The 16,763-nt window shown below is 58.5% G+C and carries 12 protein-coding genes; 4 read left to right on the plus strand and 8 right to left on the minus strand.

Annotated features, from left to right (window positions below; genetic code table 11):
• The first annotated feature begins 194 nt into the window (after positions 1-194).
• On the plus strand, positions 195-908 hold the full coding sequence (fadR, locus tag AACW87_RS19795) for a fatty acid metabolism transcriptional regulator FadR (protein ID WP_042869993.1): 714 nt from the start codon (positions 195-197) through the stop codon (positions 906-908).
• A 58-nt stretch (positions 909-966) separates the two neighbouring features.
• Here fadR and AACW87_RS19800 read toward each other — a convergent pair whose 3' ends face one another.
• From AACW87_RS19800 to AACW87_RS19815, 4 genes are all read right to left on the minus strand, one after another.
• Positions 967-2,484, minus strand: coding sequence for a SpoVR family protein (locus AACW87_RS19800; RefSeq protein WP_043139096.1), 1,518 nt, complete (start codon positions 2,482-2,484; stop codon positions 967-969).
• A 10-nt stretch (positions 2,485-2,494) separates the two neighbouring features.
• Positions 2,495-3,766 (minus strand): YeaH/YhbH family protein, encoded by a 1,272-nt coding sequence (locus tag AACW87_RS19805; RefSeq protein ID WP_241325928.1) that lies wholly within the window; start codon positions 3,764-3,766, stop codon positions 2,495-2,497.
• 25 nt (positions 3,767-3,791) lie between these two features.
• The gene (locus AACW87_RS19810) at positions 3,792-5,714 is read right to left on the minus strand and encodes a PrkA family serine protein kinase (RefSeq protein ID WP_042868375.1); all 1,923 of its coding nucleotides are present in this window, start codon (positions 5,712-5,714) and stop codon (positions 3,792-3,794) included.
• Between the two features lie 571 nt (positions 5,715-6,285).
• Positions 6,286-8,211 (minus strand): RecQ family ATP-dependent DNA helicase, encoded by a 1,926-nt coding sequence (locus AACW87_RS19815; RefSeq protein ID WP_241325929.1) that lies wholly within the window; start codon positions 8,209-8,211, stop codon positions 6,286-6,288.
• A 337-nt stretch (positions 8,212-8,548) separates the two neighbouring features.
• On the opposite strand from AACW87_RS19815, the gene sstT reads away from it, so the two are divergent.
• Positions 8,549-9,799, plus strand: coding sequence for a serine/threonine transporter SstT (gene sstT / locus AACW87_RS19820; protein WP_098983948.1), 1,251 nt, complete (start codon positions 8,549-8,551; stop codon positions 9,797-9,799).
• Between the two features lie 458 nt (positions 9,800-10,257).
• Here the strand turns inward: sstT and AACW87_RS19825 are convergent, their stop codons facing one another.
• From AACW87_RS19825 to pabB, 3 genes are all read right to left on the minus strand, one after another.
• On the minus strand, positions 10,258-11,556 hold the full coding sequence (locus AACW87_RS19825; RefSeq protein ID WP_043139107.1) for a serine/threonine transporter: 1,299 nt from the start codon (positions 11,554-11,556) through the stop codon (positions 10,258-10,260).
• 215 nt (positions 11,557-11,771) lie between these two features.
• On the minus strand, positions 11,772-12,338 hold the full coding sequence (locus AACW87_RS19830) for a CoA pyrophosphatase (RefSeq protein ID WP_043557792.1): 567 nt from the start codon (positions 12,336-12,338) through the stop codon (positions 11,772-11,774).
• A gap of 82 nt (positions 12,339-12,420) precedes the next feature.
• The gene (gene pabB / locus AACW87_RS19835) at positions 12,421-13,707 is read right to left on the minus strand and encodes an aminodeoxychorismate synthase component I (RefSeq protein ID WP_241325954.1); all 1,287 of its coding nucleotides are present in this window, start codon (positions 13,705-13,707) and stop codon (positions 12,421-12,423) included.
• Positions 13,708-14,002: 295 nt separating this feature from the next.
• Here pabB and AACW87_RS19840 point away from each other — a divergent pair, with 295 nt between their 5' ends.
• Positions 14,003-15,526: a fumarate hydratase gene (locus tag AACW87_RS19840; protein ID WP_042868385.1), complete on the plus strand. Its 1,524-nt coding sequence runs from the start codon at positions 14,003-14,005 to the stop codon at positions 15,524-15,526.
• 280 nt (positions 15,527-15,806) lie between these two features.
• Here AACW87_RS19840 and AACW87_RS19845 read toward each other — a convergent pair whose 3' ends face one another.
• Positions 15,807-16,298 (minus strand): cell division inhibitor SulA, encoded by a 492-nt coding sequence (locus tag AACW87_RS19845; protein WP_103470668.1) that lies wholly within the window; start codon positions 16,296-16,298, stop codon positions 15,807-15,809.
• A 233-nt stretch (positions 16,299-16,531) separates the two neighbouring features.
• Between AACW87_RS19845 and AACW87_RS19850 the strand changes: the two genes are divergently transcribed.
• Positions 16,532-16,729 (plus strand): DUF4250 domain-containing protein, encoded by a 198-nt coding sequence (locus AACW87_RS19850; RefSeq protein ID WP_005300391.1) that lies wholly within the window; start codon positions 16,532-16,534, stop codon positions 16,727-16,729.
• Positions 16,730-16,763 lie beyond the last annotated feature (34 nt).

Raw genomic sequence — 16,763 nt, forward strand, 5'->3', positions numbered from 1 at the left:
AGTGACCCTTGCCCAAGAGAATGTCCGTTTTATCGCCAGACGGCGGGGTTGGCTGGCACCCATGGTGGAAATACATACATTTATTTAACAAAATAGCCTGTTTATGTGAGCAGAGGACTGACCTTCTGCTTGCCAGCCCTCTCTGCTTTGCTATTATTCGTGGGCCTTTTTGCGTACTACAACAGAGTCACTACATGGTCATAAAAGCGCAGAGCCCTGCAGGGTTTGCCGAGGAATACATCATCGAGTCCATCTGGAACAATCGCTTTCCTCCAGGATCCATATTGCCGGCCGAGCGCGAGCTGTCCGAGCTGATCGGGGTGACTCGTACTACCTTGCGCGAAGTGCTGCAGCGTCTGGCCCGTGATGGCTGGCTCACCATCCAGCATGGCAAACCGACCAAGGTGAACAATTTCTGGGAGACCTCGGGTCTCAACATCCTGGAAACTTTGGCCCGTCTGGATCAGGACAAGGTACCGGATCTGGTGGCCCAGCTGCTGTCGGCTCGCACCAATATCTGCACCATCTTCATCCGTGGCGCGATCCGCAACAATCCTGAGCAAGCCGCCGAGATACTGCGTGGCGCCAATGCGGTGGACAGCACTCCGGAAGCGTATGCGGAGTTTGATTACCGTCTGCATCACCAGCTCTCCTTTGCCTCTGGCAACCCCATCTACGCCCTGATCCTCAATGGCTTCAAGGGGCTCTATAGTCGGGTTGGGCGTTACTACTTCTCTGACAAGCAGGCTCGTGAAACGGCGGATGCCTATTACAAGACCTTGCTGGGTCTGGCCGAGACCAAGAATCACGAGGCCGTGTTCATGACGGTACGCCAGTACGGCATCGAGTCCGGCAAGCTGTGGACCCGCCTGCGCCAGGACATGCCGAGCAATCTGTGCGACAACTGATTGCTGATGCAAAGAAAAACGCGCCTTCTGGCGCGTTTTTTTATGGCTGAAAGTGGCCTCAGGCCGGTTTCTTTTCCGGACAGCGGCCTATGATGTCGGCGGGCAAGTCGCCGTTATCCTGCTCCAGCACCACATCGAATCCCCATAGCTGATGCAGATGCCTGAGCACCTCGTGGCGGGAGTCCCCCAGCGGGATCCGGTTGTGCGGCACATAGCGTAGGGTCAGCGAACGATCGCCCTTCACCGCCACGTTGTAGACCTGAATGTTGGGCTCCAGATTGCTCAAGTTGTACTGGGCCGACAGGGTATTGCGTACCAGTCGATAACCCTCCTCATTGTGGATGGCGGAGACCTTGAGGTAGTTTTTCAGATCGTCATCGTCGATGGCGAACAGCTTCATCTCCCGCATCACCTTGGGACTCAGGAACTGACTGATGAAGCTCTCGTCCTTGAAGTTCTGCATGGCGAAATGCAGGGTATCCACCCAGTTGGTGCCGGCGTAATCGGGGAACCAGTATCTGTCCTCCTCGGTCGGGTTCTCGCAGATGCGGCGCAGATCGGTGAACATGGCGAAACCGAGTGCGTAGGGGTTGATCCCCGAGTAGTAGCGGCTGTTGTAAGGGGGCTGGTACACCACGTTGGTGTGGCTGTGCAGCACCTCTATCATGAAGCGATCGCTGATCTTGCCCTCGTCATACAGGTGGTTGAGGATGGTGTAGTGCCAGAAGGTGGCCCAGCCTTCGTTCATCACCTGCGTCTGTTTTTGCGGGTAGAAGTACTGGCTGATCTTGCGCACTATGCGCACTATCTCGCGCTGCCAGGGCTCAAGCAGAGGGGCATTCTTCTCTATGAAGTAGAGGATGTTCTCCTGCGGCTCGGCCGGATAGCGTCTGTCTTCAACCCCCAAGGCCTTGTGCTGCTTGGGCAGGGTGCGCCACAGTTCGTTGACCTGGGTCTGCAGGTAGTCTTCCCGGGCCTTTTGGCGACGCTTCTCCTCCGCCAGCGAGATTTTCTGTGGCCGCTTGTAACGGTCCACGCCGAAGTTCATCAGCGCATGGCAGGAGTCGAGCAGCTTCTCCACCGCATCTATGCCGTGTTTCTCTTCGCATTCGGTGATGTAGTTCTTGGCGAACAGCAGGTAGTCGATGATGGAGGAGGCGTCGGTCCAGGTCTTGAACAGATAGTTGTTCTTGAAGAAGGAGTTGTGGCCATAGCAGGCGTGCGCCATCACCAGTGCCTGCATCGGCATTGTGTTCTCCTCCATCAGGTAGGCGATGCAGGGATCCGAGTTGATGACGATTTCATAGGCCAGCCCCATCTGGCCGCGCTTGTAGTTGCGCTCGGTGTGGATGAAGCGTTTGCCAAATGACCAGTGCTGGTAGCCAATGGGCATGCCGACACTGGAGTAGGCATCCATCATCTGTTCTGCCGTGATCACTTCGATCTGGTTGGGGTAGGTATCCAGTCGATAAAACCTGGCGACCCGGGCGATCTCCTGATGATAAGTTTCCAGCAGATCGAAGTTCCAGTCCGGGCCATCGTCCAGTGGCGGTACTTTTCTTGCGGTTTCTACCATATGGCCTCCCTCACGCCGCTTGCTTCTTGAACAGCTCCCGGAATACCGGATAAATATCCTCGACCTTACGAATGTGCTCCATCGCGAAGTGGGGGAACTGGCTAGCCACCGACTCATACTCGTGCCACAGGGTCTGGTGGGCGCGGGTGGTGATCTCGATGTAGGAGTAGTACCGCACCCGCGGCATGATGTCCCGCGTCAGGATCTCCCGGCATTGCGGTGAATCATCGGCCCAGTTGTCACCATCCGAGGCTTGTGCCGCGTAGATGTTCCATTGGTGGGCGGGGTAACGCTCGTTGATGATGTCGTTCATCATCTTGAGCGCGCTGGAGACTATGGTGCCGCCCGTTTCCTGGGAGTAGAAAAACTCGTGTTCGTCCACTTCCTTGGCCTGGGTGTGGTGGCGAATGTAGACCACTTCCACGTTCTTGTAGGTCCGGCTCAGGAACAGATAGAGCAGTATATAGAAGCGCTTGGCCATCTCCTTGGTGGCCTGATCCATGGAGCCCGACACGTCCATCAGGCAGAACATCACCGCCTGGCTGGAAGGCACGGGCCGTTTGACGAAGTTGTTGAATTTGAGATCGAAGGTGTCGATGAAGGGCACGGCTGCGATCCGCCGTTTCAGCTCTCTGATCTCCTTCTCAAGCAGGGCTATTTCGGCAAAGTGTTCGTTGGGATCGGTTGCCAGCAGGGCCAGCCGCTCTTCCAGCTCATGGAGCTGGCGTTTCTTGCCCGACTGCAGCGCCATGCGCCGGGCCAATGAGTTTTGCAGCGAGCGCACCACGTTGATATTGGCGGGCACCCCGTTGGAGGTGTAGCCCGCCCGGTATGTTTTCACTTCCATCAGCTGGTTGAGCTGGGTTTTCTGCAGGCGTGGCAGCTCCAGATCTTCAAACAGCAGGTCCAGATACTCATCCTTGGAGATCTGGAATACGAAATCGTCAGCACCTTCCCCCTGATTGGATGCCTGGCCTTCGCCCGAGCCCTGGCCTGCGCCCCCTCCCTTGGGGCGGTCAATCTTGTCACCAGAGACGAATTGATCGTTGCCGGGATGCACCATCTCCCGTTTACCGCCTTGCCCCTGATGGAAATGGGGTTCGCCGATATCCTTGGTCGGAATGCTGATGCTCTCGCCCTTGTCTACGTCCTGAATGCTGCGCTTGGAAACAGCATCCGAGACCGCTTGTTTTATCTGCTTCTTGTAGCGGCGGATGAAGCGCTGCCGATTGACAGCGCTTTTGTTTTTGCCGTTGAGCCTGCGGTCGATAAAATGCGCCATAACTCCCCCTTGAACCACGGCAGGGTCAGGATGACTTGCGTACCCTGAGATACCATTCGGAGAGCAGTCGCACCTGTTTGCGGGTGTAGCCTTTCTCCATCATCCGTTCGACAAAGTTATCGTGCTTCTTCTGCTCCTCGGCCGAGGTTTTGCTGTTGAAGGAGATAACCGGCAGCAGCTCTTCCGTGTTGGAGAACATCTTCTTCTCGATCACGGTGCGCAGCTTCTCGTAACTGGTCCAGTTGGGGTTACGGCCTGCATTGTTGGCTCGGGCCCGCAGCACGAAGTTGACGATTTCGTTGCGAAAATCCTTCGGATTGCTGATCCCGGCGGGTTTCTCAATCTTCTCCAGCTCACTGTTGAGCGATGCCCTGTCAAACAGCTGACCGGTTTCCGGGTCACGGTACTCCTGATCCTGGATCCAGAAGTCGGCGTAGGTGACGTAGCGATCGAAGATGTTCTGGCCGTACTCCGAATAGGATTCGAGGTAAGCGGTCTGGATCTCCTTGCCGATGAACTCCACATAGCGCGGGGTCAGATAGCCCTTGATGAACTCGAGATAGCGATCATGCAGCTCCTGCGGGAACTGCTCACGTTCAATCTGCTGCTCCAGCACGTAGAAGAGATGCACCGGGTTGGCCGCTACTTCCGCATGGTCAAAGTTGAAGACGCGGGAGAGGATCTTGAACGCGAAGCGGGTCGACAGGCCATTCATGCCCTCGTCCACACCGGCATAGTCGCGATACTCCTGATAGCTCTTCGCCTTGGGATCCGTGTCTTTCAGGCTCTCGCCATCGTAGACCCGCATCTTGGAGTAGAGGCTGGAGTTTTCCGGCTCTTTCAGTCGGGAGAGGACGGAGAACTGACCCAGCAGCTCCAGAGTGCCAGGCGCGCACTTGGCGTCGGTCAACTCACTGTTGATCAGCAGTTTTTCGTAGATCTTCACCTCTTCCGAGACGCGCAGGCAGTAGGGTACCTTGACGATGTAGACACGGTCGAGGAAGGCCTCGTTGTTCTTGTTGTTGCGGAACTGCTGCCACTCGGATTCGTTGGAGTGAGCCAGCAGAATGCCGTCGAAGGGAAGGGCGGAAAGCCCCTCTGTGCCGTTGTAATTCCCCTCCTGGGTGGCGGTCAGCAGCGGGTGCAGCACCTTGATGGGTGCCTTGAACATTTCCACGAACTCCATGATCCCCTGGTTCGCCTTGCACAGCGCCCCCGAGTAGGAGTAGGCATCGGCATCATCCTGGGCAAAATGCTCCAGCATGCGGATATCGACCTTGCCGACCAGAGAGGAGATATCCTGGTTGTTGTCATCGCCCGGTTCCGTCTTGGCGATGGCAATCTGATCGAGGATGGAGGGATTGACCTTCTCTACCTTGAACTTGGAGATGTCGCCACCGAACTCGTGCAGTCGCTTGGCCACCCAGGGTGACATGATGGGGCGCAGGTAGCGGCGCGGGATGCCGTACTCTTTTTCCAGCAGCTCACCATCCTCTTCGATGTCAAACAGACAGAAGGGGTGATCGTTGACCGGTGAGCCCTTGATGCGATAGACAGGCACTTTCTGCATCAGAGACTTGAGTTTTTCAGCCAGAGAGGATTTGCCGCCGCCAACCGGCCCCAGCAGATAGAGGATCTGCTTCTTCTCTTCCAGCCCTTGAGCCGAGTGCTTGAGGTAGGAGACGATCTGTTCGATGGCCTCTTCCATGCCGTAGAAATCTTTGAAGGCGGGATAGCGTGCGACGACGCGGTTGGAAAAAAGGCGACTGAGTCTGGGATTGACCGAGGTGTCGATCATTTCCGGCTCGCCGATGGCGACCAGCAAGCGCTCGGCAGCGGAGGCATAGCAGGCTTTGTCCTGCTTACACATATCCAGAAACTCCTGGATGCTGTACTCCTCTTCCCTGGCTTTCTCGTATCGCTGTTGATAATGCTCGAAGATGCCCATAACTTTGCCCTCGTTATAGTCGCTTACCCTGAAAAGAGTGGATCACTACTTTTGTTCTGTTTACCTCATTAAGCCTAGTCAACAGCCCCCAGTAATCCATCACCATCTATTGGTTTAAATTTGCAAGGGTACTTCCCGATCCTGATGCGGGAAGGCGCAATCAGTGACACACCTATGTTACTGACTGTTAAATTATTTTTGCCACGATAGTGAGGTAAATGTCAAAGACATAAAAAATAAATGTTTGCCAGAAAATGGAAAGAAGATCGAATTTATCGGGTCATCTGGCTGCAGCCTAGACAGGGCAAGGGGAGGGGGAATGGCAAGAGGGAAATGCATTACGTTTACGTCAGCGTAATGTCGTCTGTTTGGTGCTTTGGCTCTAATTTTTACATTGACGCTACATTGCGGCTGCTCTAGATTGGCCCTGTGTCGGGCAGTCAGCGCTTTAGCAAGAGAGTGGTTGGCTGCTGGATACAAAGCTCTGTTTAAGCACGTTTCCGTTGGCTTGACCCTCGCAAAAGCGAGGGTCTTATTTTTTTCAGCGCAGTGTGAACGTGCACAGAGATGATCAGTCGTTATGGGCAGGGTAAATCTGTGACACGGCAGCCAGCACGTCGGCAAACGGATGCATGGCCAGCTGGCCAAAGCCGGCCAGGCTTTTTGCCTTGACCCGGGTGGTCAGTGGCGTGGCGATGCCGCACAGAAAACGGGTCAGAATGCGAGGATGGCGGCTGTGGCACAAGGCGATCAGGGGATCGCACCAGGCGCGCAACCCGCTTTCGTTGGGCAGGGTGAGGCTAGGTAGTGGTGGCAGGACTGCGACCTCGCCACGGCAGACTGAGCAGTGCCCGCACTGGCTTGGCGCCTGCTCATCGGCAAAGTAGCGGGCCAGTTCATGGCTCAGGCAGCGAGTCGATGTAAAGAAAGCCAGCAAGGCCTGCAACCGGGCCAGTTCACTCCACTCCTTCTTCTCGAACAGGGCATAGAGCTCATCGGCCAGAACATCTATGTCCACCCCCTGGCGCAGGATCCGATAGACATCCGTCATCTGCTTGCTTTCCAGCTCTATCCAGCCCTGCTGTTGCAGATAATCCAGTGCCGCCGCCGCTCGCTGTCGCTCCCCCTGATAGCCTTGCCAGAGTGCATCGAAGTCCATGGTGCACCAGCTGCGCGCCTGCGGGGCGCAGGCAAACAGCTGCTCCAGAAACTGGCGGCGATCCGGATTGAAGCTGGCCAGGATCTCGGCCTTGTCCAGCTCGAACTTGAAGCGATACTCGGCGAAATAGCTGTAGGCAGGCGCTATGATGCCCGCCATCTCCAGATAGACCAGCAGCGTCTTGAGCGGCAACTGACGGATGTTGGTGTCGTTGGAGAGGCGCAGCAGACCAAACTCCCACTCGTTGCCGCTTTGCTGCAGGATCTCGAGCAGCGCCACTATGGCGGTGCGATCGGGCGTATCCCCATACACGAAATTCTCCAGCACGGGGAGCTGGGCGCGATTGGCCAGCACTATGCAGCGGGAAGGGAGCCCATCCCGCCCGGCACGGCCAATCTCCTGGCTGTAGTTCTCGATGGATTTGGGCAGATCGTAGTGAATGACCCGGCGAATATCGGCTTTGTCGATCCCCATGCCAAAGGCGATGGTGGCCACAATGCAATCCACCTTGCCTGCCATGAAGTCATGCTGGATCTGGCTGCGCAGGGCCGAGTCGAGCCCGGCATGATAGGCACGCGCCCTGATCCCCACCCGTTGCAGCAGCTCGGCGCACTGTTGCGCCGTGTGTTGCAAGGTGACATAGACGATGGTGGGGGCGCCGGGCTCCCGTCGCACCTCCGCTTGCAGCCAGCTATCGCGTGCCTCGGCGGGCAGCGGCACGACGGCCAGATCCAGGTTGGCACGATAGAAGCCGGTGACGATCAGCCCCTCATCTTCGATATCGAACTTGGCCTGCATGTCGGCCATGACAGCCGGCGTTGCGGTCGCGGTCAGCAGCAACACCTGGGGGATCTTCAGCTCGCGGCGGTAAGTCGGCAGTTTGAGGTAATCGGGTCGAAAGTTGTGACCCCACTCCGAGATGCAGTGCGCTTCATCTACCACCAGCATTGACAGCGGCACCTGCTGGATGAAGCGGCGAAAGCGCTCGTTCTTGAGCCGCTCCACCGAGATCATCAGGATCTTGAGCTGACCGTCACTGACCTGCTGCATCACCCGGCGGCTCTCCTCCGGCGTCTGGCTCGAATCCAGGGTCGCGGCGGCTATCCCCTTGCTGCGCAAGAAGGCGAGCTGGTCGTGCATCAACGCGATCAGCGGGGAGATCACCAGGGTCAGGTGGGGCAGGGCAAGGGCGGGCAGCTGGTAACAGAGAGACTTGCCGGAGCCGGTGGGGAAGATGGCTGCGGCGCTCTGGCCTGCCAGCAACCGGCTGATCACCGCCTCCTGACCGGGCCTTAACTGGTCGAAGCCGAAGTGGCGGGTCAACAGGGACGAGATCATGGCAGGACTCCAGTACAAAACCGGCATGATACCACCGCCAGTGAGTGTCTGGACGGCTATCCGGGGGAAAACAGCATCCAATTGGGCGCTGTTGATATTGTGTTATCGCATTGTTGTAGATTTTTTGTGAGGTTAACCGGATATTTTTCAGTGATTATGTGGAAAAAAGCGATTGCAGATGGGATATTCCTTGTCCGCAATCCCGTGTGTTTCCGGACAGGCTCAACAGAAGGCTTGCCGGGGCAGATGACGCCAGCCTGTGACATGGGTGTCGCCTGGCGTAGCGGTTGCCAACAGGACTAATGATTCACGCACTTAGGTGCTCAGGGACTATTTGATGACACAACAACACCCCCTCATGCGACTGGTCAACAGCACCAGTCTGGTTAGCCAGATCCTGGTCGGTCTGGTACTCGGTATCCTGCTTGCCATGTTCATGCCGGAATGGGCCAAAACGGCGGGTCTGCTTGGCAGCCTGTTCGTCGGTGCCTTGAAGGCGGTTGCTCCACTGCTGGTCTTCGTACTGGTCATGGCGGCGATCATCGGCCACAAGCAGGGCCAGAAGAGCAACATGAAGCCGATCCTGCTGCTCTATCTGCTGGGCACTTTCCTGGCTGCTGCGGTCGCCGTCGTGGCCAGCTTCCTGTTCCCCTCCAACCTGCATCTGGTGGCAAGCAGCGCCGAGATCACCCCGCCGGGCGGCATCACAGAGGTGCTGCAGACCCTGCTGTTCAACGTGGTGACCAACCCTGTCAAGGCGCTGATGGATGCGAACTATATCGGTATCCTGGCCTGGGCCATCGGTCTTGGCATCGCCATGCGCCACGCCAATGACAGCACCAAGGCGATGATCACCGATCTCTCCCACGGCGTCTCCACCATCGTCAAGGCGGTGATCCGCTGTGCGCCGCTCGGTATCCTGGGGCTGGTCGCCTCCACCCTGGCCGAGACCGGCTTCGATGCGCTGTTTGGCTATGCCCAGCTGCTGGTGGTGCTGATCGGCTGCATGCTGTTCATCGCCTTCGTGGTCAACCCGCTCATCGTGTTCTGGAAGATCCGACGCAACCCTTATCCGCTGGTGCTGACCTGCCTGAAAGAGAGCGGCGTGACCGCCTTCTTCACCCGCAGCTCCGCCGCCAACATTCCGGTCAACATGACGCTGTGTGAAAAACTGCGTCTGCCGGAAGATACCTATGCGGTCTCGATCCCGCTGGGTGCCACCATCAACATGGCGGGCGCCGCCATCACCATTACCGTGCTCTCCATGGCGGCGGTACACACCTTGGGGATGGAAGTGGATCTTGCCACTGCCGTGCTGCTCTCCGTGGTTGCCACCATCAGCGCCTGCGGCGCCTCCGGCGTGGCCGGCGGCTCCCTGCTGCTGATCCCGCTGGCGTGCAGCCTGTTTGGCATCGGCAACGACATCGCCATGCAGGTGGTGGCCGTGGGCTTCATCATAGGGGTGTTGCAGGACTCCGCCGAAACGGCCCTCAACAGCTCCACCGACGTGCTGTTTACCGCCGCGGCCTGCATGGCTGAGGATGAAACCCTGCTGGATGCCTCGCCGGTGCCCAATACCGAAGCCTGATAGCCCGCTTCATGGCTCCATGGACAACGCCCTCTTCGGAGGGCGTTTTTTATGCCGGTTTGCCACGGCCGAATACAGGAGATCCGCGTGCAAGTAAGCCCAGCCATGGCGGCGGCTTGTCTATCTGCAAGGCCGCAACGTCAGGCCAGTGCGGTCAGCCACATCAACGGTTTGCAAGCGTGCGGCCGCGACCTGGCAAGAGACTCATGGACGTGAGCCATACGGGCGGCGCGAGGTTTATCTGGGGAAAATCCGGGGGATGATGGAGGTCATGCCATCCGCCTGCCTTGCCGAGACCGACCCTGAGGTTGCGAACAACACGCCAGCCTGGGATAGGGTGTTCAAACTGGCAGCCCTGGTCAGGTCACCGACTTGGGCTCGGGGACGCCATAAAAAATGCCCGCCATCATGGGCGGGCATTTACGGCAGGCATCGGCCTTGTCGTCAGCTTCTGGCGATTAGCCAACCATCTGGTAGAGGATGGCTGAGATGGCGATCGTGCCCATCAGAGCGACGAAGGCGTTGCTGATGTGGCCCTGATATTTCGCCATGGCTGGCACGCGCTTGATGGCGTACATCGGCATGATGAAGAGGATGGTGGCTATGATGGGGCCACCCAGAGATTCAATCATGCCGAGGATGGAGGGGTTTGCCACCGCCGTGCCCCACAGGGTCAGGATGAAGAAGGCGATGATGAAGATCTCGACCTTCTTGTGGTTCGGCTCTTTGCCGGACTTGCGCATGTTCTGCACTATCATGCCTTTCAGACCTTCACGGGCACCCAGGTAGTGACCGAAGAAGGAGGAGACGATGGCCACGAACGCAACCAGCGGGCCGAAGTAGGAGATGATGGGGCTGGCATGCTGGTTCGCCAGGTAGGAGAGCACGGCTATGTTCTGGGACTTGGCTTCTGCCAGCTGGGCCGGGGTCAGGCTCATGACGCAGGAGAAGACGAAGAACATCACGAAGCCCAGCAATATGGTGGCGGTGCGCTTGAGAATGGCGTCGGATTTTTCGACTGCATGCTCGCCATGATCACGGCGCTGGGCCAGCGAGAAGCTGGAGATGGCCGGGCTGTGGTTGAAGGAGAACACCAGTACCGGGATGGTCAGCCACAGGGTGGTGGCGAAATCCTTGGCAGAGGGCACCTGGGAGAGGGCGGCGCCGGTCCAGTCCGGGATCAGGTAGAAGGAGATCCCCACCAGGATGGCGATGAGCGGGTAGACCAGGAACTCGGTGACCTTCAGCATCAGCTTCTCGCCGGCCAGCATCACCGACATCATGCCCATGATCAGCACTATGGAGAGGATCCAGCGCGGTGGCGCCGTCATCTGCAACTGATTGACCATGAAGCTTTCGACCGTGTTGGTGATACCGACACCGTAGATCAGCACTATGGGATAGATGGCAAAGAAGTAGAGCAGGGTGATTAATTTACCGGCACCCACCCCGAAGTGTTCCTCCACCACTTCCGTGATGTCAGCATTGGGCTTGCTGGAGGAGAGGACGAACCGGGCCAGGCCGCGGTGAGCCAGGTAGGTCATGGGGCCGACCAGCAGCGCCATCACCACCAGTGGCCAGAAGCCACCCATGCCGGCGTTGATGGGCAGGAACAGTATGCCAGCGCCGACGGCGGTGCCGAACAGGCTGATCACCCAGCTGGTGTCTTGTTTGGTCCAACCACGAGATTGGATGGAGCGGGTTCCTTGCTCCTGTGAGGTCGCAACGTCCTGTGCGCCGGTGACAGTATTAGTCATGTGTCTCACCCCGAATGTGTGGTTTTAATTAGTCGGCGCAAGGATACGGTTTTTTTAATCAAAAATGTTGATGAAATTCATCTTAATGAGGGCCAGAGCCGCACTCTTTTGCGGAAATGTGATCGAAGAAAGAATTAATCAATTATTTTTTATAAAGCGCTTTGTTATTTTAGTGTTAACGAGCAAATGTTGTACGGCAATCTGTTGACGAAATGTTATATCGAAATCTGGCGAGACAGTTGGCGGATCATGCTGGCGGTCGCCCCCCAGATAAAGTGGTCCTGCCAGGGTATCCAGTAGATGGTGTGGCGGTGATCGGCTCTGGGAATGGTCAGGGCGATATGGTGGTGCGGATCCAGCAGGTGATTGAGCGGCACTTCGAAGGCCTGCGCCACCTCATCCCGGCTCAGGGTGAGCTGATAATCGGCGGCCACCAGTCCCAGCACCGGCAGCACCTCGTATTGGGAGACGGTATTGAGGGGGCTGAGGGTGCCTATGATCTCGATCTGGGCGGGCGCTATGCCGAGCTCTTCCTGGGTTTCCCGCAGCGCGGTGTGGATCAGATCCCGGTCGTCGGGATCCTGCCTGCCCCCGGGGAAGCTTATCTGGCCCGCATGATGGCGCAGGTGCGGGCTGCGACGGGTCAGCAGCAGTTGCAGGCCGTCGGCCCGCTCGACCAGCGGCAGCAAGACGGCGGCGGGCTTGAGCCCTGCCACCGTCAGTCGATGGGCAGGGGCGGGGCGTTGCAGCAAGAAGCGGGTCAGCAGTTCGGTGCGGTCCATCTCGGCTATGTCTCTCAACTCTTCTCTTGGATCTGCCCTTGAGTCTCTCGCGTGGCGATCCATCTGTCCATTCGTCAGGCGCTCAGCGCAGCGCATCCAGCAGCGGCAGTATGCGGGCCACCTTGTCATAGGTCTCCTGATACTCGCTGTCCACCTCGGAGTCGGCGATGACGCCGCCACCGGCCCAGCAGTGCAGCTGGCCATCCGCCGCTATCAGGGTGCGGATGCAGATGCTGGTGTCCATCCGGCCATGCTGGCTCAGGTAGCCGATGCTGCCGCAGTAGGCGTTGCGTCGCTGGGGCTCCAGCTCCTCTATGATCTCCATCGCCCTGATCTTGGGGGCACCCGTGATGGAACCGCCCGGGAAACAGGCGCGCAGCAGATCCACCGCCTGCCAGCGGCTGTCCAGTTCGCCGTGGATGGTGGAGACCAGATGGTGCACCGCCGGGAATGACTCCACCGCGAACAGGCTGGGCACATGGACTGAACCTGGCCGGCTCACCCTGCCGATATCGTTGCGCAACAGATCCACGATCATCAGATTTTCCGATCTGTCCTTGTCGGCGCCAGCCAGTTCGAGGGCGCTGGCCTGATCTTGCTCCGGATCGGCAAGCCGTGGACGGGTGCCCTTGATGGGCTTGGTTTCGATATGGCGGTCATCGAGCAGCAGGAATCGCTCGGGGGAGAGGCTCAGGATGGCGCTCCGGGGCAGCCGGATAAAGGCCGAGAAGGGGGCCCGGTTGGCGTGGGACAATGCCTGATAAGCCTGCCATTCATCACCGCGGTAGGCGGCGCTGAAGCGCTGGGTCAGGTTGATCTGGTAACAGTCCCCGGCGCTCAGGTAAGCCTGTACCCGCGCAAATTTCTCGCCATATTCAGCGCGGCTCATGTTGCTGCGCCACTCACCCTGCAGGGCAAATGGCGGCGCTGGCAGCTCGTGCTGCGCGGCCAGCCACTGCAGCCGGCGATGGAGGCCTGCCTCGTCACCCCAGTGCACCAGCTGCCAGGCGCCGCTTGCCACCTCTCGCAGCAGCGCCCAGTCGTAAATGCCCACCGCCATGTCTGGCACGGACACATCCCGCTCAGCCTGCACCGGCAGCCGTTCGAAGCGGCGGCCCAGATCATAGCCAAACAGCCCGAGGGCGCCGCCAATAAAAGGCAGCGCGTCGCTGTGTGGCGCCAGCTCACCCAGCAGTTCGCGCTGCCGTTGTGCCAGCAGGGTCAGGGGATCGGCATCAAATGATTGGCGCTGTTCACCTTGGGCTATCCAGGTCAAGGGCCCCTCGGTCTGCAGGGTCGCCAGCGGGTCGGCTGTGATGATGTCAAAACGGTTGTCCGCCCCTTGAGGGCCGGCCGACTCCAGCAACATGGCCCAGGGCTGATGATGCAGGCGGCCAAACAGCGCATGCAGCGCCGTCTGGTGATCAAAATGGTGGATATGAAGAGTTGGTTTCATTTTTTGTTACACAGGCAACAGTTTGCACCCTGCTCCCTAGCCGGTACGGGGGGGCAAGCGTATCATAGGCGCCGGAATTTTTAGAAAAAACACGCCGTTGTCTATCGGATCGGCAGGCACTTCGCCTGGCACCACAATACCGAAGCACGGCTCATATGGAAGCCCTTGCTCTGCCGTCACGGCGAAGACAAGGACCAGTGAGGATGATATGAGCATCATTAAAAAACAGGATTTTATCGATTCCGTCGCCGACGCCCTGCAGTACATCTCCTACTATCACCCCCTCGATTTCGTCCATGCCGCCAAGGCTGCCTATGACCGCGAGATCAACCCGGCCGCCAAGGATGCCCTGGCCCAGATCCTGATCAACTCCCGCATGTCCGCCGAAGGCCATCGCCCCCTGTGTCAGGATACGGGTATCGTCACCTGTTTCGTCAAGATCGGCATGCAGGTGCAGTGGGACAGCGACATGACGGTGCAGGAGATGGTGGACGAGGGCACTCGCCGCGCTTACACCAATCCAGACAACCCGCTGCGCGCCTCGGTACTGGCCGACCCGGCCGGCAGCCGCAAGAACACCAAGGATAACGCCCCTGCTGTCGTGCACATCGACATGATCCCCGGCAACAAGGTGGAAGTGAGCATAGCGGCCAAGGGCGGCGGCTCCGAGAACAAATCCAAGATGGTGATGCTCAACCCCTCCGATGATGTGGTCGAGTGGGTGCTGAAAACCGTGCCGACCATGGGCGCCGGCTGGTGCCCGCCCGGCATGCTGGGGATCGGCATCGGCGGCACCGCCGAGAAGGCGGCCGTGCTGGCCAAGGAAGCCTTGATGGAGCATATCGACATTCAGGAGCTGATCGCTCGTGGTCCCGAGACCACCGAAGAGAAGCTGCGGGTCGAGCTCTATGACAAGGTCAACAAGCTCGGGATTGGCGCTCAGGGCCTGGGCGGCCTCACTACCGTGCTGGACGTGAAGGTCAAGAGCGCCCCGACCCATGCCGCCTCCAAGCCGGTGGTGATGATCCCCAACTGCGCCGCCACCCGCCATGTCCACTTCGAACTGGATGGCTCGGGCCCGGCCGAGCTGACCCCGCCGAAACTGGCCGATTGGCCGGAGATCACCCGCGAAGCGGGGGCCAACGTGCGTCGCGTCAATGTCGACGGTATCACCAAGGCCGAGCTTGCCAGCTGGAAGAGCGGCGATACTGTGCTGCTCTCCGGCAAGATCCTCACCGGTCGCGACGCCGCCCACAAGCGCATCGCCGACATGCTCAAGAAGGGGGAAGGCCTGCCGGAAGGGGTCGATTTCACCAACCGCTTCATCTATTACGTCGGCCCGGTCGACGCGGTGCGTGACGAAGTGGTCGGCCCGGCCGGTCCCACCACCTCCACCCGGATGGACAAGTTCACCGACATGATGCTGGGTGAAACCGGCCTCATCGGTATGATCGGCAAATCCGAGCGTGGCCCCAAGACGGTCGAGAGCATCAAGCAGCACCAGGCCGTTTATCTGATGGCCGTCGGTGGCGCCGCCTATCTGGTGGCCAAGGCGATCAAGAAGGCGCGCGTGGTGGCCTTTGCCGATCTGGGCATGGAAGCCATCTATGAGTTCGAGGTGGAAGACATGCCGGTGACAGTGGCGGTGGACTCGCAGGGCAACAACATACATGAGACTGGCCCGGCCTACTGGTCGGCCAAGATTGCCGAGCTCGATGGCAAGCTCTCCTGAGTGGCCCAACTTGCCGGTAGCCGCTTCACTGCCATAAGGTGAAGCGGCCAACTCGCAGGTCGGGTTCAGCACGTTAGGCACTGCGCAAAAAGGCGACCCCAGGGTCGCCTTTTTCTATGAGTGGCAGGCCGGATTGGCGACCGGTTCATGGGCTGGGTCGTCTTGCTGAACCTTGCTCACCTGGGCATTTTCCGTCTGGTCACCTCTGTTGGTGACTAGGTCTGTGCCTACGACTCTTCATACGACCCAGCCTTTGCACGGTTTCATCCTCTCGCCGGCATCAATGGTTGAGGTAGATATCCTGTCCGCCATAGGCCAGTGCGCCGTTGTGAACGGGGAGGGCAGTCCCTGCCGGTTCGAAGAAGCGAGTCAGCACCCCGAAGCGTTGCCCCAGCTTGCTCAGCTTGGCGCGATCCAGCGAGATCTGCTCAGGCAGCCAGGTCAGGACGGCCGCACAGTGGCCATTGCCCAGACTCTGCTCCAGCATGCGTTGCCAGTTCTTGATCTTGGGGCTGTGTACCACCAGCACCCGATCGGGATTGATCCCCTGTGCCTGCAGCTGTTTGGCTACCGGCAGGCCAGGCGGGGCAATCAGCAGGATCCAGCCCGTGTCGCCGTGGCTCAGTCTCACCAGCTCGTCGAGCAGCGGCGGTTCCTGGCTGGCAGATGCGGTGAGACGTTCATCTTCCACCTTGCCCTGATGCCGGGTGGGCCAGGGATTGCTCATGCTGACAGAGGCGGCGAAAGGGGGATGACTCATGGGCTGGCTCATATGTTTGTCCTGTATGAATAACCATGCTGTATGTGCATACAGTAGTTGTAACTCACTCCAGTGACAAGCCATTTATGGTCAAAAATGTGATCTGATCGGCAGGGTTTATATTTATGTTATTGATTTTAATTGATATTTACTTGTATCTGGATGTGGGTGTTTTTTAGGCTATGGACAAAGCGGGAGCAGGCGCTCATGGTTATACAGTCGGTTTGTGAAGAGGAGAGATGAGGATGGACGTCAGCACCTTGCAACGACTGGATGCCAATATCCTGCTCGGGATCATCAATGAGAAGCTGCGGCTGGAGTGCGATGGTCTGGAGGAGTTATTGGCCTATTACGACATGACGGAGGATCAGCTCGCGACCCGTTTATTGCAGATAGGCTATCACTACGACCCCATGAGCAATCAGTTCAAGGCGCATGGTTAAAGGGGATATAGCCATCACAGGGCATCGTCAGTCT

Origin of the sequence: Aeromonas sp. MR7, assembly GCF_963899385.1 — a bacterium.
Taxonomy (GTDB): domain Bacteria; phylum Pseudomonadota; class Gammaproteobacteria; order Enterobacterales; family Aeromonadaceae; genus Aeromonas; species Aeromonas bestiarum.